18 protein-coding genes and 2 pseudogenes are annotated in these 15484 nt (G+C 70.2%); 6 read left to right on the forward strand and 14 right to left on the reverse strand.

Annotated features, from left to right (window positions below; genetic code table 11):
• Positions 1–426: 426 nt before the first annotated feature.
• Entirely contained in the window at positions 427–702 is a 276-nt protein-coding gene (locus ACIRL2_RS44985) for a PQQ-binding-like beta-propeller repeat protein (protein WP_402240486.1), read from the forward strand.
• Between the two features lie 162 nt (positions 703–864).
• On the opposite strand, the gene ACIRL2_RS44990 is transcribed toward ACIRL2_RS44985, so the two are convergent.
• From ACIRL2_RS44990 to ACIRL2_RS45005, 4 genes are all read right to left on the reverse strand, one after another.
• Complete coding sequence (locus ACIRL2_RS44990) at positions 865–1029, reverse strand: hypothetical protein (RefSeq protein ID WP_402240487.1); 165 nt, start codon at positions 1027–1029, stop codon at positions 865–867.
• A 355-nt stretch (positions 1030–1384) separates the two neighbouring features.
• Positions 1385–2650, reverse strand: coding sequence for a hypothetical protein (locus tag ACIRL2_RS44995; RefSeq protein ID WP_402240489.1), 1266 nt, complete (start codon positions 2648–2650; stop codon positions 1385–1387).
• A gap of 23 nt (positions 2651–2673) precedes the next feature.
• Entirely contained in the window at positions 2674–5835 is a 3162-nt protein-coding gene (locus ACIRL2_RS45000) for a hypothetical protein (RefSeq protein WP_402240491.1), read from the reverse strand.
• Positions 5832–6077 carry a hypothetical protein gene (locus ACIRL2_RS45005; protein ID WP_402240494.1) on the reverse strand — a complete coding sequence of 82 codons (246 nt, stop codon included), beginning with the start codon at positions 6075–6077 and terminating at the stop codon, positions 5832–5834. The genes ACIRL2_RS45000 and ACIRL2_RS45005 overlap by 4 nt, the downstream gene beginning before the upstream one ends.
• A 107-nt stretch (positions 6078–6184) precedes the next feature.
• Between ACIRL2_RS45005 and ACIRL2_RS45010 the strand changes: the two genes are divergently transcribed.
• On the forward strand, positions 6185–6349 hold the full coding sequence (locus ACIRL2_RS45010; protein ID WP_402240496.1) for a hypothetical protein: 165 nt from the start codon (positions 6185–6187) through the stop codon (positions 6347–6349).
• Positions 6310–6591 (forward strand): hypothetical protein, encoded by a 282-nt coding sequence (locus ACIRL2_RS45015; RefSeq protein ID WP_402240619.1) that lies wholly within the window; start codon positions 6310–6312, stop codon positions 6589–6591. Before ACIRL2_RS45010 ends, ACIRL2_RS45015 begins: the two co-directional genes overlap by 40 nt.
• Positions 6592–6864: 273 nt before the next feature.
• On the opposite strand, the gene ACIRL2_RS45020 is transcribed toward ACIRL2_RS45015, so the two are convergent.
• From ACIRL2_RS45020 to ACIRL2_RS45030, 3 genes are all read right to left on the reverse strand, one after another.
• Entirely contained in the window at positions 6865–7398 is a 534-nt protein-coding gene (locus tag ACIRL2_RS45020) for a hypothetical protein (protein ID WP_402240499.1), read from the reverse strand.
• A 637-nt stretch (positions 7399–8035) separates the two neighbouring features.
• Complete coding sequence (locus tag ACIRL2_RS45025; RefSeq protein ID WP_402240502.1) at positions 8036–8275, reverse strand: hypothetical protein; 240 nt, start codon at positions 8273–8275, stop codon at positions 8036–8038.
• Positions 8242–8544: a hypothetical protein gene (locus ACIRL2_RS45030; RefSeq protein WP_402240505.1), complete on the reverse strand. Its 303-nt coding sequence runs from the start codon at positions 8542–8544 to the stop codon at positions 8242–8244. Before ACIRL2_RS45030 ends, ACIRL2_RS45025 begins: the two co-directional genes overlap by 34 nt.
• Before the next feature lie 919 nt (positions 8545–9463).
• Between ACIRL2_RS45030 and ACIRL2_RS45035 the strand changes: the two genes are divergently transcribed.
• The gene (locus ACIRL2_RS45035; protein WP_402240507.1) at positions 9464–10039 is read left to right on the forward strand and encodes a hypothetical protein; all 576 of its coding nucleotides are present in this window, start codon (positions 9464–9466) and stop codon (positions 10037–10039) included.
• 81 nt (positions 10040–10120) lie between these two features.
• On the opposite strand, the gene ACIRL2_RS45040 is transcribed toward ACIRL2_RS45035, so the two are convergent.
• From ACIRL2_RS45040 to ACIRL2_RS45050, 3 genes and pseudogenes are all read right to left on the reverse strand, one after another.
• Positions 10121–10381 carry a hypothetical protein gene (locus tag ACIRL2_RS45040; protein WP_395872944.1) on the reverse strand — a complete coding sequence of 87 codons (261 nt, stop codon included), beginning with the start codon at positions 10379–10381 and terminating at the stop codon, positions 10121–10123.
• Between the two features lie 52 nt (positions 10382–10433).
• A pseudogene (locus ACIRL2_RS45045) lies at positions 10434–10600 on the reverse strand (RidA family protein); the annotation flags it as partial.
• 199 nt (positions 10601–10799) lie between these two features.
• Complete coding sequence (locus tag ACIRL2_RS45050) at positions 10800–11363, reverse strand: TetR/AcrR family transcriptional regulator (protein ID WP_402240508.1); 564 nt, start codon at positions 11361–11363, stop codon at positions 10800–10802.
• 103 nt (positions 11364–11466) lie between these two features.
• Here ACIRL2_RS45050 and ACIRL2_RS45055 point away from each other — a divergent pair, with 103 nt between their 5' ends.
• Positions 11467–12390: an NmrA family NAD(P)-binding protein gene (locus tag ACIRL2_RS45055; RefSeq protein WP_402240607.1), complete on the forward strand. Its 924-nt coding sequence runs from the start codon at positions 11467–11469 to the stop codon at positions 12388–12390.
• A 230-nt stretch (positions 12391–12620) separates the two neighbouring features.
• Here ACIRL2_RS45055 and ACIRL2_RS45060 read toward each other — a convergent pair.
• Positions 12621–12698: pseudogene (locus tag ACIRL2_RS45060) on the reverse strand (serine hydrolase); the annotation flags it as partial.
• Positions 12695–12853, reverse strand: coding sequence for a hypothetical protein (locus tag ACIRL2_RS45065; protein WP_395872930.1), 159 nt, complete (start codon positions 12851–12853; stop codon positions 12695–12697). The gene ACIRL2_RS45065 and the pseudogene ACIRL2_RS45060, both read right to left, overlap by 4 nt.
• Positions 12854–13139: 286 nt before the next feature.
• Here ACIRL2_RS45065 and ACIRL2_RS45070 point away from each other — a divergent pair, with 286 nt between their 5' ends.
• Positions 13140–13289 (forward strand): hypothetical protein, encoded by a 150-nt coding sequence (locus ACIRL2_RS45070; protein ID WP_402240511.1) that lies wholly within the window; start codon positions 13140–13142, stop codon positions 13287–13289.
• Positions 13290–13481: 192 nt separating this feature from the next.
• Here ACIRL2_RS45070 and ACIRL2_RS45075 read toward each other — a convergent pair whose 3' ends face one another.
• Positions 13482–14213 carry an aspartate/glutamate racemase family protein gene (locus ACIRL2_RS45075; RefSeq protein WP_395872928.1) on the reverse strand — a complete coding sequence of 244 codons (732 nt, stop codon included), beginning with the start codon at positions 14211–14213 and terminating at the stop codon, positions 13482–13484.
• Positions 14210–15238 (reverse strand): P1 family peptidase, encoded by a 1029-nt coding sequence (locus ACIRL2_RS45080; protein WP_395872927.1) that lies wholly within the window; start codon positions 15236–15238, stop codon positions 14210–14212. The genes ACIRL2_RS45075 and ACIRL2_RS45080 overlap by 4 nt, the downstream gene beginning before the upstream one ends.
• Between the last annotated feature and the right edge of the window lie 246 nt (positions 15239–15484).

Here is a 15484-nt window from a genome sequence, read left to right on the forward strand (position 1 = left end):
CCGCCTCGGCACCTCGGCCACATCGGGCCAACGCACCGGGTCGATCCGAGTCGGGGCAACCTCGATCACACTCAACGCAGACTCCCTCCAGTCCTCATCGAGCATTCGTAGCCGCGTCCCCGACGGATGGGTGCCCAGCCGACCGACGCACAACCACCCCACCACCCGGCAACGTCCCGACCAATCCTGCGGTCCGCCGAAACAGCCCGGTGTGGTCGCGATGCCGGCCATTCCTCCGGCGGGCGAAGGCCTCGTATCCGGGACCCGAGCCTCGGACGTGAGGCCGCGTCGATCTACCCCACGACGCGCTCGGCGACACCGCCGCCCCTGCACGCCCGCCTGGAACGTGGCGGGTCACGTTGCGCGAACAGGCGTCATACGCATAAGAGTTCTGAAAAGCGGGGAGCCACGACCACTCCAGGGTCCGTGCGACGGCTCTCCGCGAGACGGCGCAGCGGGCACAGCGGGGCCCACCCGACCGGCAGCACGGCCGCGTCGCCCGCGATCGCGGACACGGTGGTGTACGTCGGCGCCACCGACGGCACCGTGCACGCGCTGGACGCCGCCACGGGCACCAAACGCTGGACGTACCCGACCGGCAGCACGTCCTTCCCGCCCGCGACAGCGGACGGGATGGTCTACCTCGGGGCCCGCGATGGCACGCCCTACGCGCTGGACGCCGCCACCGGCACCGGGCCGTGACCGGAACCGTGCTCGCGGCAAAGCTGGGCCGCCGGCGGGGATGCCTCGATACGAGCGCGGCCCGCTATCGGTCCTGGCGCGACCGCCAAAGGTACCCGCCGTCGGTGCCGTGGTCGCGGGCGGCGCCGAGCAGGGCGCTCAGGCCGGCGCAGTCGCCGAAGGTCACTCCGGACAGGTCCACGCCGACTGCTGGTGGCCGGCGAGGGCGTGGGTGAGCGCGGCGCGCAGTTGCGGGGCGGTGGCCAGGTCCGGTTCGCCGGTCACGGCCACCTCGCACGCGCTGCCGTGCGCCTGCGTGTGGACGTGGAACACGGTGTCCGTCGGCACTCCCGGAAGGGCTGGGGAGGTTTTCGGCTCCCCCGGCATGACCCCGCGGCCCCTGTCGGCGGTCCCGGTCCGTCGGAACCGGCCCTGGACCGCCGGCAGGGGACTCCACGCCCCGGACGCTGCCCCGCCCTACCGGGGGACGACGCCGGATTCGTGCGGACGGGCACCCGGAAGAGGGCACCGCCGTGCGCCGTAACCCGAGGCCGTCGGGGTCCCATCTGCGGCCCTCGGCCGTTCGGATCCGACGGACTTCGGGGGGCCGAGGTGAGCGAGCTTCGGGTGGGAACGCCGGGCCGGAACCGCTCGTCGGTGACCGCGGCGCCGCCACCGGATCGCGGTGTGTGTCCGGCGCGGATCACGTGGATGTGGCGGCTTCCCAGATGGCGGCGGCGATTTCGGGGTGGGCGAGGTCCGAGTGGGCGCCTTGGACCGAGAACCGCCGCCCGGAGATCACGGCATCACCCACCAGGTCGTACCGATTGGCCGACCGGATGCCGTAGTGCAGGCGGCCCGGCCCTACCACCTCGGAGGTGACGCGGTCCACGCCCGCGAGACCGTATGTCCCCACGGCGCCGTAGCGCGGCAAACGGCCGGCGAGCCGATTGTCGCGGGCGACGGTGGCGGCCATACGGAAGTACCACTTGAGGGCACGGTCGTGGCGTGACCGCGTGGTGACGAGAGGCCCGGTCACCAGATCTTGGGTGATGAGAGGGTGGAAGAATCCGGATCGTTCGGTGTCGGGGATCCGGGGGGCGAAGGCCCACAGGGAGAGTGCTCCCTGCAACAGGATGAGTGAGTGTACGGATGCTGCGGGTGTGCTTCCGTCACCCTGAATCGCGCCCGCGCACACGATGGCGCCGAAACTGTGACCGACGAGATGGAATCTGGCTTGTGACGGGGCGGCCGCGCGCAGCTCTTGGAGCAGTCGGTGTCCGCCGCTGCGGCCCACCTGCCAGGCCCGTCGCTTCATCGTCCAGAAACTGGTGACCCACAGGGGCGCGAGGATCGAGCGCGATCGCCCGGCCTCGGCGCCGTCGTCTCGCGTCTCGCGGAAGTCCGCGACGATCCGTCGGGGTTCGAAGGATGCGCGATCGTCGCCCGGTGCCGCTCCGACGTGCCCCAGGGCGAGACCGGATCTCGCGTCCAAGGTCCGTAACCGTTGTTCGTCGGCTTCGGACAGTTCGGCATCCGGCTTGGCGTTCGCTTCGGCAAGCAGTGGTCGCAGTTCCTCCTCGGCGGCGGGATCACCGATCAGGTCGGTGTAGAACGCGACCTCCTGCTCAAAGGACATCGCACCCGCAGGACGCTCCCACGGCACGCTCGGCCAGCGGATTCCCACGACCACGGGACGGAAGTCGGGACGGCGTTCGCGGAGCGCGGCCTGGGGCCCGGCGAGATGGTCGCGCATCGTGCGTATCCACTCGCTGTACATCGCGGTGGCAGTGGGGGAGTCGGTCTGCCATCCGTGGCTGAGTACGAAGATGTCGGTCACCGGGCGACGGGTGTCGCCGATGGTGTCGAGCAGTCGCGCGACCACGCCTTGTTCGTCGCACCGGTTGCCGTCGCGGTCCAGTGCCACCATCGTCAAACGGCCTGTGGGGTCGGCTGTCGGTCCGGTCATCGCCGTGCTCCTGTTCTCCTCGGTCATCCGAGTCCGTACAACTCGAACGCCGCCACGGTGTCGAGTCTCACCATCCGTCCCTCGACAGGGGTGTTCCCCCGCCCGAGGAAGTGCCGTCGGGCCGCGTTGACGGCCCGCGCCCGCAGGAGCGGCCCCGCGTCGTGGTCGCCGCGCAAGTCCAGGTAGCGGGCGACGACTTCATTGGCGAACGCGATGGCGTGTGGCGCGACCACCGGTCGGCGGCAGGCGAGGACGCCGCGCGCGCGATGCACGGCGAGCCGAACGCACAGCCCTTCGACGTCCTGGTCCTCGGATTGGTCCAGGACGCCGACCGAACAGCTCACGAGCACCAGGAGATCGACCCCCCGCCAGTCGACGCCGGTGCCGTTCCACAGGCCGTCGGCCAGTTCGATGGCGGCTTCCCGGGCATGACCGTGTCCGCAGACGGTGACCGCGGCGAATCCCGTCCCCCGCGCGAGCGCGGCGCCCAGGGTGCTCGCGGACCCCTCGGGGTCGATCGCGGCGCTCAGGCATGTGACGGCGCCTGCGGCGAGCCGGCGTTGGCCGTGGTGGAGCCATTGAGCGAACTGTGCGGCGCTGTCGTCGGGCTCGAAGTGCGAGAGAGTCAGAAGGTCCGTCGCGTTGGAGCCGGATTCCCGCTCGACGCGGTCCTGCATCACGGTGACGAGAATCGACAGGCTGACCCGGGTCGATCGAACCCGTGCGTACAGCGGGACGCCGTCTCCGAGGGTGTGGTGGGCAATCGGGAACGATTGCAGTGTGTCCTCCAGTTGGAACACGACGTCGAGGTCGTCGTCGAGGTGCTCCGCCAGCGCGTCGAGCGGCCAAAGGCGCGCGACGTCGTCCAAGTACCTCGCGGTGTCCGTGTCGATCCGCGCGAAGCCGCCGTCGCCCGCGTGCGCCTGGCTTTCCGCCACCAAGGCCGCCAGTGCGGCAAGTTCGGTCGCCAGGGCGGGCGTGGGGTCCGGTTCCAGCAGATCCCGCAGGCGCTCGTCGAGCCGTTCGCGAACGGCGACCGAGGATGCCGCCAGGTCGGCGAGGGCGGCGTCGACGTGCTGCTTCCAGGCCCGTCGACGTGCGTCGATCGCGATGGCCTCGGTCAGACTTCGGGCGAGTCGACCCAGCGCGCGGGCGAGATAGCCCGCAGGCGTCCATACCTCGCCATCGGGCTCCTGTGGCACGGCGAGTCCTCGGTCCGCCGCGGCCAGGAGCACGCGTGCCTCGTATCGGACGCGCGCCCAGCGCAGGCGCGTCCGGTCGCCCGGCGTACCGACGTAGGATCCGCAGACACGCAGCGCGGTTCCGTCGGAGCGGACGGCGGTCCACGCGAGAGCGCCGTCAGTGTGGAATCCGGCGCGCAGCAGCATCCCGTTTCGGCCGAGGATCTTGGCGAGCAGGTCCTGGGTCACTCCCTCACGGACGACGCCCTCCGCTTCGGTCAGCCACTTCTCGGGAGGCACCGCGGTGGACTCGGGCGAGCGAGTCTCGATGGGTGCGCGTGACGTGCTCGCCCGTCGATCCGCCGCCGCGAGGATGCTCAGGACGTCGTGGTCACGGCAGGCGTCCGGGTCCGGCAGATGGCTGTCGAAGTGCGGTTCGGGCCCCGGCAGCGGCCACCGCTCCTCCGGAGCCGTGCCCTCGACCGTCGGGGCCACGGTGACGAGCAGGAACTCCTCGAACAACGCTCGCTGGCCCAACTCGGCGTCCCACAACAGGGCTTCGATCAGGCGTTGCTCGTCGTGCCCGGCACTCGACACTCGGTCCGCGACGGTACCGATCGTCGTGCGGAGGCTCTCGACATCGGTGATGAAGGCGCGCCGGTCGACGAGGCGGTGCATGACGTCCATCGCCACGCTGGTGCGGAGGTAGGCAACCGCTTGTCGGCACACCGTCCAGGTGTATTCCGGATCGTCGTGGTCCACAACGGTGAGCCAGAAGTCCAGTAGGGCGACGATTCGGTGCACGTCGGGGTCGCCGCCGGGACGCGGGCTCCACAGCAACTCGTGACGCGGAATGAACCACGTCGCGATCGCGCCCGCGGCGTCGGTTCGCTCGCTCGCCACCATCGTGGCGAACACAACCGCCACGTAAGCCGCCTCGGCAGTGTCGGGTCGGGGGGTCGTGAAGCGACGCTCCAACATGGCAAGGAACTTGGTTGTGTCCTCGATGACATCGACGACCACGTCGTTGTCGGCCGCGATCACCGCAAGAGCATCCTGATGCCTGCCGTCCAGCGCCAGTGCCTCCGCCCAGACGGACAGCAGGGACAGCACGGGCACACCGACCAGTCGAGAACGAAACGCGCGCCACTTCGCCGCGAGCAGGGTCGTATCGGCATAGTCCGTGGCGGTCGCATCGAGCCACCACTCGACGAGCGCGACGGCTTCGCTGTTGCGCCCGGCCTTGAAGAGGCCGCCCGTCAGGCCGAACAGGGCCGCCGTGCCGTTCGCCGGTCCGGTCAGGACCCCCGTCCCACTCGCCCATGGGTCCAGCTTGCGCTTCAGCGCGGCCGGCGACGCGTAGTCCCCCGGCTGAAGGCCGAAGGCGCGCTCCAAGGCCACCACGCCGGTCGGGCTCGGAGCCACAGCGTCCACGAACTGCGTGACCGTCGCCAGATAGACCGCGGCGGACAGTCGGTCGAGTCCGTCGAGTCGCCGGCGCAGACGCGCCTCGAAGACGTCGTCCGGGTCCCGAAGGTCGGCGGCGACCGGTATCGACTCCAAGTCGACGCGCAACAACTCCGCGGCCTCGGACGACCGTCCCTGTCCCTCGAAGAGCATGGCCAGGTACGACAACGTCGACATGTACAGCTTCGCGTCGTCCGCGAGCGTCTCCCCCAGGTGACCGACCAGACGCCGCGGGTCTCGCCTGATGTCGTCGGGGACGTCCAGCACCACGTGGTACAGCGCCAGCGCGTCCGCCGACCGGCCGTTCATGGCCACGCCCTGCGCGGTGGTGAGCAGCCAGTCCCTGGCCCGCTTGGGGTTCGTCCTCGCCCGGAACGCGGCGACACGCCGCCGCAAAGCCTCCTCGGACCGGTAGTCGGCCGCCCTCAAGCCGACCGTGTCCTCCGCCACCGCGACCGACTTGTCGGGTCGACCGCGCAGGATATGGAACAACCCTTGTATGCCGGCGGCCTGCAAACGCAACTCGAACCAGTTCATACGACGCCGCTCGGCACGCTCAGCACACGATGCCCCCGATCAGCCTCGAACCGCCCCCGTGTCCTCACCACCAGTGTGACGTCATCACGTCGACGAGTCCCCGGAAACGACGAACCCGGTGGGTTGTCCGTCTCGACATCGAGGATATCGGCGGCCGACTGGTCACCGAACTCGTCGACACCGACGGCGTCGCCGACCTGTTCACCCTCGCTCGCGAGCAACTCCTCACCCTCGAAGCGCACGGCCGACGAAGAGCGCCGACAAGCTCCTTGCCTGGATCGACCAGGCGAAGATCGGGCCGCTGGGCAGGGTTTTGTGCGCGCTGGGGATCCGGAGCACGGGACGATCGATGTCGCGGAGCATCGCCCGCCACCTCGGCACGATGGACGCAATCCGGGCGGCCGACGTCGTCGAGATGGCCCGGGTCGAGAGCATCGGCGACGGCAAGGCCCCGGTGACGCCGAACTCGTCGACTTGGCGGAGGTGTTGGACAAACTCGTCGCCGCCGGCGTGAACACGGCCGAACCCGGCGTCACCCCCGGAGCGGCGACGGCCTCGGACGCGACGGACGACCCTGCCGCCCCGCAGGGGCCGCCGCCGCCGGCCGGCCGGGCCGTCGTCGTGACCGGTGCCATGATCGGCGTGCTCGCGGCGCTGTCCCGCAACGAGATGAACGAGTTCATCGAACGCGCCGGAGGCCGCGCCGCGTCGAGCGTCTCCGCGACTGGTCGACCTTGTCGGGGACGGTCACGGTGAGGGCGGCGCCGGCCTCGAGCGGATCATGAACTCCTCAGCGTCGGGGATCGGCAGAACTCGCAAGACGGTGAGCAGCAGTTGCGCTCCGGAGGTCCGGTGGAGTCGGACATGGACCAGGCGGATGGGTGCGCGAGAGGACGAGGTCGTGAACGCGGCCAGGTTCCCGCGGGTCGCCATGCGTGCGGAGCCGCTCGGAGTCGACCGGCTCGCAGGCACGACACGCCCGGCGGCCGGGCGCTCGCCCGGTGTCGGCGGTGATGCGCAAGGCGTCGGTCAAGCTGCCGAATGGCGGTGCCGGTGCCACAGTCGCCGTGCCGCCCAGCACACGAGGGCGAGGTTGAGCACGGCGACGATCCAGTCCAGGACGTCGTCGGGAAGTGCCCGGTCGGCTTTGACGTCCTCGGCGACCGCGACATAGGACCCGAGAATGTAGCCCACGACCAGGAACGTGATGCCCAACCACGGTTGGGGGCCCCGATCCTGAACCTGGAACTGCGTGACGGACGCCAGGATCACAGCGGTCCAACCGATCGTGTACGACAGCACGACCCGATCGGTTCCGTACAGGAGCGCGACGCGCAACGCGCCCAGGACGAACACCGTGACGCCGACGGGCGAGGACAGGATCTCCCTGGCCATCCGCCGCGTGGGACGGAAGACGAACATCGCGATCAGGGTGGTCGCGGTCCACACGGCGGGAAAGACCAGCAGGAGCCCGGCCACCGTTCCCCAGAAGTCCTCGACCGGGCCGTCGGTTGTCAAGCCGTACTCGGCCCACCATTCTGCGGCGACGAACAGGAACTGCATCAAAGAATTGAGCACAAAGAGCCCGAAACCGGCTCTCACCGATCGCACGATGTCCACGACGAATCGGCCCACCGGCCACCTCGTTCCCCCACCCGCGGCACGACCCCCACCGGCGCGCCGCTCGGCGGCACCGAACCTCCATCGAACACCCCGACGACTACCGGGCCTTTCGGAATCTTCGCCACGACGGGAACCGTTCGCGGAGTCCACGCCGGAGACGACGCCCTCCCCGCTCGGGTACGACGGTTCCCCGGCGTCGGAACGAGCCCTTCACTGGGCCGCCGCCGACGGGCGCGCCCGGGATGTCCCCTTCGCGACCGGCGAGGCGAGCGTGACGCGCGAGCGGCGCCCGGTGTCCGTGGTGTGCTCGACGACCGTGGCCGTGCGCGATCGGAGGGCTGCGGCCGGCCGGTTCGCGAACCGTCCCTCGCGCCGGACTCGCGGCAAGTGGTCATTCCGAGCACGGGACGAGTGGGATGCCCCTCCGGCTCGCGCCGGCGCGGCTCACCCCGGCTGGTGATCCGTCACACGTATGGCGATCACGTCGTCTTCCGGGCCGCACCTGCCGAAATCCTCCCGTTCGCAGGCGAGTTCGAACCGGCCGAGGAGGCCGTCGACGCGGTGGGCCACTCTCCTTTCACCGGGCGGGGGGTCTGGACTTTGCGCGGTGGTGACGGATCCGCAGGGCCGAGAACGTGAACAGGCCGCGGAGGACGATCGCGCCGGCGCCGGTGGCCGCGACCGTCGCGCTGGAGGCGGCCCGGGCGACGGCGAGCACTTGGGCCGGGCTTACGAAGCACGTGCCGGGGGTGAATTCCCAGTGGTCCCAGTGCCCGTCCTCGTTCAGCCGGATTCGGGTGCCCGTGAAGTCGCCCACGACGATGTCGTGCCGGGTGCCGTCGAGCCAGCGGTGGCCGTCGGGGATACGTCCAGCGGGAACCAGGCGCCTTGAATGGGAGCGCTCTCGGTGTTGTCGTGCCAGGTGGTCCAGGTGCCGTCCGCTTCGTGCCCGTTGAAGTAGGCGAATCCCAGTCGGCTCCCGTCTGGGTGGACGGTGATGTCCGTGATCCCCCGATAGCGGGTTTCGGCTCGGCCGGTGACCTGCCAGTCCGAGACCCTGACCACCCATCGCTCGGCGTCGTCCACCCAGTCCTCGTCGGAGGACGCGTCGAGAGTCGGTGAAGGCCCACAGTTCGGAGCCGTCCGGGCTGAACACCGCACAGGCCGGCACCGCGTCGCCACCGGCGTCGCCGAACGCGGGGTAGGAGGCCCGCCAGACCACACGTCCCGTCGAGTCCACGACCACCATGCGGTCGGTGCCCGCGAGAACCAACCACCGATGGTCCGGACCGACATCGATCCGGATGTCCCCGTCCGACTCCGGATATCGGTGCGCCAACTCCTCGGGGATCGGGAACCGGGCGACGACGCGCAACTCGGGGTCCAGGACCAGGACTTCGCGAGCTCAGGGAGCCGCCAGGAAGCCACTCCCCAACCGCCGTACCGGGTCACGAAGTGGTACGACCGCCTCCGTGACCAGCTTCGCCCGCAGCGCGGGACCCGGGGATGAACCTCGATCGTCGGACATGCGGGCGACGGTACCCGCTCCTCCCGACAGGGCGCCCTACACCCGAACCACGATCGCCGAGCTCCCCGGCATGAGCCCCGACACGCTCTTCAACCTGTGTCCTCCGTCGCGGTCGCCGAACTCGTGCGCGAGAGCGGCACCGCGAACGCCGCGGTGCCGGTCGACGGCCTCATCACCGGTGTAGTCATCGAAGGCGTATCCGAGCGACCCGTGGTCCTGAACCGACTCGCCCCGCACACCTCCTGCGGTCCCGCCGCCCGCCTCTCACGCCGCGGCCGGCATGTGGGACCGACCGCACGTGATCCTGCTCGCGAGACTGCACACCGCCAGGCAGCTCGACCGGTCGTGGGCGCTGATCGACGCCAGCCACGTCCGGGCCGCCCGAAGGGGCCCGAAAGCGGGCCGCGCCCAGTCGACCGCGCACGACCAGGCGACAAGAACCACGTCCTGGTCGAGGGACGGGAAATCACACTCGCGGTGTCCCCGATCGGCGGCAACCGCAACGACGTCACGCGGTTCTGCCACCGCTCGCCGAGGTGCCCCACAGACGACGACCTCCTCGCGTGGACCCTCGCCCGCGAGGCGATGGTTCCGCTCAACTACGGCGCCCCCCGAGCCGCGGCGGCCCTCGCCGAACAGGTCCGATGGGCCGCCGGGAACCGAGCCACCCCGGCGGCGACCCTGGCCGCCGCCGTCACCGCCCGCGCCCACGCCGTGGCCCACGAGCCGGAACAGGCACGCCGCGCGGTCGCCGACGCCGACGCCCTGATGGAACGCCTCGACACCGGCGCACGAGCGGACACCTGGCTGACCCACGGCGAACAGAAACACCACGTGCACCTGTCCCACGCGCTCATCGCGCTCGGCGACACCCGCCGCGCCCGCGAAAGCCAACAGCGCGGATTGGAGCTGTCCGCGCCGACCAGCACCATGACCCGCTCCCTGCTCACCCTCGACACGGCCGCCTGCGACCACCACGATGGCGACACCGAACAGGCATGCCGGCGCGCGACCAATGCCCGCCCTCCACGCAGCGGTTCGGGTCGTTCATGATCCGGATCTCCTGTCCCGAGACCCGGAACCCGGGCACCGGGTCGAACCGGTGCCGTGGGAAGACGGCCCCTTGTTCACGCCTCAGGGTTTGCCGATCGGGTGGAACGCGAAATGGCCTTCCCCTTCGTTGGGGTCCGCGACGAAGCCCCGATACTCGTCGTCGCGATGGACGGGAAGGGCCGCTGTGGTGGGCTTGGTTCCCCCTGCGCCTTCGTCGAAGGCCCATGCCGGACCGTTGGGCTCCGCCATCCAGTCTTGGAGTTCGATCTGACCGTGGGGGTGGGATCCGACCAGGAAGCCGTCGGTGCGGGCTGCTTCGGCCCAAACCTCCGGTCCGTTCACGACGATGGGGCCGGCGGCGGCCGGCCCAGTGATCGGGACCCGCTTCGAGTGGGCGCCGGGCCCATGCGACGAGGACCCTTGTACTGATGACGTCCTGGAGCGACGCACCCGAGTCCGTAGGAGCAGCCCGCATGTTCTCGATCGCCCCGCGTAGTCCCCGATCACTGCCGTGGAGCCATCGTCGTTCAGCGGACACGACCCGGCGAGGAAGCTGACGCGCGGCGTGTCCGGTATCCGCGACGACAGGAAACCGCACACCCGGCCGACCGCGATCAACGCGTATCGAACCTCGGACGGTTTGGGACATCGCCCATTGTGCAGAGCGTCGTGGCGTGCTCCTCCACGTGGCTCAGGGTGTCCATGAGGGAGGTTGATCGATCCGCCGGTTGTCAGGGCTGTGCCGATCGTACGTGAGTGGTCAGGCGCCGTTGGCGCCGAAGCCTGCGACGGCGAGCCGGAAGGCACGGTCCGCCTGCGTCGCCGGGTCGGTGTAATTCTCGGTGGCCAGGGCGATTCCGACGATCAGTGTGAGCAGGTCGTCGATGGTGATGTCCGCCCGGACGGTCTGGTCGTCAATGGCCTTGCGCAGCAACAAGGCGCCGGCCGCACCGATGGCCGGCGCACAGGAGTCCTGCGTCGCCTCGTCCTGGAGGGGTTCGTAGGAGAGGACGTCTGCCAGGCCGCGTGCGGCGAGCGAGTAGGCAAGCAGCTCGCGCAGCCATTCCACCAGCGCGGAGCGGCTGTCGTGTTCGCCGCAGAGCGTATGAGCGCGATCGCACAGGTCGTGGATCCGCTGTTTGAAGACGGCTTCGAGTAGGGCTTTGCGGGTGGGGAAGTGGCGCCGCACGGTGGCTGATCCGACGCCTGCGATGCGGGCGATCCGCTCCAGGGAAGCCTGGGCTCCTTGGGTCGCCACCTCGGCCTCGGCCACGGCGAGGATGTGCGTGTAGTTGCGGCGGGCGTCCGAGCGCTGACCGGTCATGATCTCCCCAACATTGATAAGTGGCGGACCCCGCCGTATTGTAGCGAACACGAAACGGCGCCCCCCGCCGTTTGTGCTGTGCGTGACCGCCGAGGAGATGCACATGACCGCTGCCGCGACACCGGTTCTCGTCACCGGCGCCACCGGCCGCCAAGGCGGCGCCACCGCCCGCGCCCTGCTCGCGCAGGAAACACCGGTGCGCGCCCTGGTACGCGACCCCGACACGCCGCGTGCACGAGCCGTCGAAAAACTCGGCGCCCACCTGTTCGTGGGCGATCTCACCGAACCTGCGACCCTTGAGGCGGCCGTGGAAGGCGTGCGCGCCGTCTTCTCCGTGCAGATGCCCGCATACACCGAGCAAGGGTTCGACTTCGCCGGCGAGGTCAGCCAGGCGGACAACCTCATGACGACCGCACGGGCCGCCGGTGTGCAGCAGTTCGTCCAGTCCTCCACCAGCGGCGTGGGACAGCACGTCGAGGCCCCGGGCTGGGCCGAAGGACGGTGGGCGGTACTGGAAGCCCCGCTCGGCACGAAGGCCGCGATCCAGGACCGGCTGCGCGAACTCGACTTTCCCTACTGGACGTTGCTCAAGCCGTCGTTCTTCATGGAGAACTTCGAGCCGTCCATGCGGTTCTACTTCCCCCGGGGCGTCGAAGGGGGTTTGGTCACCGTCGTCAAACCGACCACGCACCTGGCACTCGTGGCAGCCAAAGACGTGGGCCGCGCCGCGGCGGCCGCCATCTCCGCCCCCGCCGAGTTCCACCGCGTGGAACTCGAGCTCGCCGGCGATTACCTGACCATGGCCGAAATCGCCGAGATCCTCTCCCGCGCGGCGGGAGTCCCACTGACGGCCCCGGACATGACCGAGGAACAGGCCCGCGCCGCCGGCATGGGAGACATGGGTGCCACGCACCGGTTCATCGAGGTTGTCGGCCAGCCGGCCCGGCCACGGTTCGCTCGCGCGCTGGGCATCGACCTGACCGGCTTCGAGGAGTGGGCCCACGAACATCTGCGGACCGCCGCCTGAGCAGGAGCGTGGTCCATCCGCAGTCGCTCGGTGTCGCGATGCGCGTCCAACGCGCCGGGACCGCGTCCTGACCCGCCCGGTCCTCGTCGCCCGGGACCGGGCACCCCGATGCTCGGACGCATCCGGCGGCCGTCACGATCGGGGATGGCGCGGCTCTTGGACTGCCACGCCCCGGGTGCTTTCCGAGACGGCAGATATGCGCGGACGCGCTCGAAGTCGAGTGGCCCGGTCTCGGCAAGTCCTGCCACGGCGGTGGCGGTCACGGTCTTGGTGACCGATCCGATGCGGAACAGCGTGTCCGGCGTCACCCGGGCCGGGGCCCATGCGTCAGTACGCCTTGTGTCGCGACGTAGTCCGCGTCGCCGTGGACCATGCCGATGGCCGCGCCGGGCACGACCTGCCTGTCGAACAAAGCGGCAAGGGCGACGTCGGGCGTCGATCCGAGATCGGCAGCCTGGGGCATGAGGGACTCCACTTCCGACGAGGCGATCGTTCCACTATCGCGATCGCCGCCGGTCGGAAGCTGGTATACGGCGACAAAGACACACCGGGTACTTCGGCCGTCGGGACAGCCTTACTCCGCGCGGCCGATCCCGGTGGCCTGGCCATCATGCACTTCCTCGACGAGATGAATCCGCAAGACCAAGCGCTCGTCGACAGGACACTTCCGTTTCCGGCGACCGTCATCGGTTCCGAGGCGATGCCACTCACGTGGCTGGACGGGGCCGGCGACCCCAGGAACTGCGGGAATGTTCTCGAAAGTGCTGCGCCGCTATGTGCGCGAACTCGGCGCGTTCACCCTGCTCGAAGCCGTCAACCGATGCAACTACCTCCCCGGGAGCAATTTGCAGGACAGCGTCCCCGCGATGCGTCGCGAGGGCAGGATCCAGGTCGCTTGACGCGCTGCCAGGCCGGCCCGTGCGGCGCTGACGACCGTGAGGCACCGCACGGGCGCGTCCGACTTCCGCAGGCCCCGAGGCGCCCCACAGCCACTCGCCTGAGGCGAGCCGTCCTCGGCCCTCGCCCGGCGCGCACGAGCGCGCCGCCGGATCGTGCATCCGCGGTCATCGCCGCAGCGAGGGCGCGGGCGTTCACGACCACAGGCGCGCCACGGCGGACTCGACCAGGCTGGCCGTCGAATCGACAACCGGCAGCACACCTGCGGCGCCCGCGCTGACCAGCGGAATCTCCGTGCACGCGGCGATGGCGACCTGAGCACCCAGGTCGCGCAGGATTTGCGCGGCCGACTCGATCCACAGCTCCGCTTCCCGCAGATCCGCCCCGTTCTTGACGGCGCGGATCGCCCGGTCCACGAGGTCCGTCTGCGCTGCGTCGGGGACCTGCACAATCGTTCCACCGAGCGTTTCGGCAGCACGTTCGTACAGCTTCGCGGCGCGCGTGCCCCGCGTCGACAGCACACCTATCCGTGTGACGTCGTCCGTCCGGCGCTGCGCGTCCGCAAAAGCCGTGCCGATCATATCCAGCAGCGGGATGTCGCTGGCGGCGCGGATGTCCTCGACGTACGCGTGCGCCGTGTTGCAAGGGATGGCGATCACATCCACACCGGCCGACTCGAGCCAGCGCACTCCCTCCAGCAAAGCCGGCACCGGGGACGGGCCGTTGCCCAGCAACGCGGCGGTCCGGTCGGGTACCCGGGGGTCGGCCCACATCGCGACCGGCAGGTGCTCCTGGTCCACATCGGCGGGTGTATGTTCCACCAGCCGTCGGTAGAAGTCGGCGGTGGCCAGAGGCCCCATGCCGCCCAGGATGCCCAGTCGGCGCATGGGTCGTCGGGTGTCGGTCATGCCCGCCGGGGCGCTCATACCCGCACCGTCCGGTGCGGGAGCGCGTGGGCGACGCGGCCTGATGGTGCGGTAACCGTCTCCGCCGCGAGCAGGGCGTCGATGACCGACTCCTCGACGCAGTCCATGACGGCGGCGAAAACCGCGTCCAGCTCTGCCGGTTCGAGGTTCCTCGCCGTGGTGGTGTCGGTCGAGAATGCCAGGCCGTAGTCACCGCTTCCGTGACTGAACGCGGCACCGACCCGACCGAGCGCGAAGACGCCGCGTGCTGCGACCCGTGACAACTGCGCGGCCGGGCACGCGAAATCGACGGCGAGGACCACCACGCACGAGCCCTGGGCACTGTCGGGTCCGGCGCCGGCCAGCCCCAAGCTCTCGGGCGTCACGATCCGCCCGGGAAACCGCAGGCAGCCGTCCATGTTCGCCTGGACCAGCGCCCCGACGGTCGCGGCGCGGCCGTCGATGTCGATGCGGCGTGAGGCCGTGCCGATGCCCGCCTTGAATCCGAGAGCGCATGCCCCGGTGCCGCCACCGACGTTGCCCATTGCCACCGGTCCCGTGTCCGCCTCGGCCAACGCCGTGAAGACATGGTCGGCGGTCACCGGACGCGCCACCGTCGACGACAGCCACGAGTCATTGACCTCGCCGACCACCGGGTTCAGCGACTTGACCGGGCCGTCCGCGTGGTCGAGGACCCAGCTCACCAGGGCGTCGGCCACCCGGAACGTGGAGAGGGTGGAGGTGAGCAGCACCGGGGTCTCCAACTCGCCCAGTTCCACCAGTTGGGTGGCGCCGACGAACTTCCCGTACCCGTTCGCCACATGAAGACCGGCCGACAGCGATCGCACCCCCTGCAGCGCGGTCGGAACGATCGCCGTCACCCCGGAGTAGACGCCCCAAGCGGTGTCGAACACCGTGGCATGGCCCACCCGCACCCCCGCCACATCGGTGATCGCGTTCAGCGGCCCCGGGTCGATGCGGCCTATCCGGTGTCCGAGCTCACGCAGCCGAGGCCGGCCGGGACGCGGTGGTACGGAGTTGCTCATGGCGCGATCGGCCTCTCTGGCTCACAACGGACGAGGCCGATTCTCATGGGCATCAAGGCCGCGAACATTGTCCCCGCGACCTAAGTTGGCGCCCCGCATTGGGTCGCAGCTCCAGCCTGGCCGCCACCGCGCCCATGGCCGCGTACCGCCAGGGCCGGCCATCCTGCCGGAGGCGGGACGTGTCGAGCCGGCGATCGTGGTCGGCGGCCGGGACGCGATCAACCTGCCCGGCCCGCGGTGCCCAAC

This window comes from Embleya sp. NPDC127516 (genome assembly GCF_044765325.1).
Taxonomy (GTDB): domain Bacteria; phylum Actinomycetota; class Actinomycetes; order Streptomycetales; family Streptomycetaceae; genus Embleya.

What these genes read in the sequence shown, in the direction of transcription:
- ACIRL2_RS45020 (WP_402240499.1), bottom strand. Translation starts at nt 7,398, where the DNA reads ATGCAGTTCCTGTTCGTCGCCGCAGAATGGTGGGCCGAGTACGGCTTG.
- ACIRL2_RS45065 (WP_395872930.1), bottom strand. Translation starts at nt 12,853, where the DNA reads ATGCCCCAGGCTGCCGATCTCGGATCGACGCCCGACGTCGCCCTTGCC.
- ACIRL2_RS45055 (WP_402240607.1), top strand. Translation starts at nt 11,467, where the DNA reads ATGACCGCTGCCGCGACACCGGTTCTCGTCACCGGCGCCACCGGCCGC.
- ACIRL2_RS45000 (WP_402240491.1), bottom strand. Translation starts at nt 5,835, where the DNA reads ATGAACTGGTTCGAGTTGCGTTTGCAGGCCGCCGGCATACAAGGGTTG.
- ACIRL2_RS45050 (WP_402240508.1), bottom strand. Translation starts at nt 11,363, where the DNA reads ATGACCGGTCAGCGCTCGGACGCCCGCCGCAACTACACGCACATCCTC.
- ACIRL2_RS45010 (WP_402240496.1), top strand. Translation starts at nt 6,185, where the DNA reads ATGTCGCGGAGCATCGCCCGCCACCTCGGCACGATGGACGCAATCCGG.
- ACIRL2_RS45075 (WP_395872928.1), bottom strand. Translation starts at nt 14,213, where the DNA reads ATGAGCGCCCCGGCGGGCATGACCGACACCCGACGACCCATGCGCCGA.
- ACIRL2_RS44995 (WP_402240489.1), bottom strand. Translation starts at nt 2,650, where the DNA reads ATGACCGGACCGACAGCCGACCCCACAGGCCGTTTGACGATGGTGGCA.
- ACIRL2_RS45080 (WP_395872927.1), bottom strand. Translation starts at nt 15,238, where the DNA reads ATGAGCAACTCCGTACCACCGCGTCCCGGCCGGCCTCGGCTGCGTGAG.
- ACIRL2_RS45070 (WP_402240511.1), top strand. Translation starts at nt 13,140, where the DNA reads ATGTTCTCGAAAGTGCTGCGCCGCTATGTGCGCGAACTCGGCGCGTTC.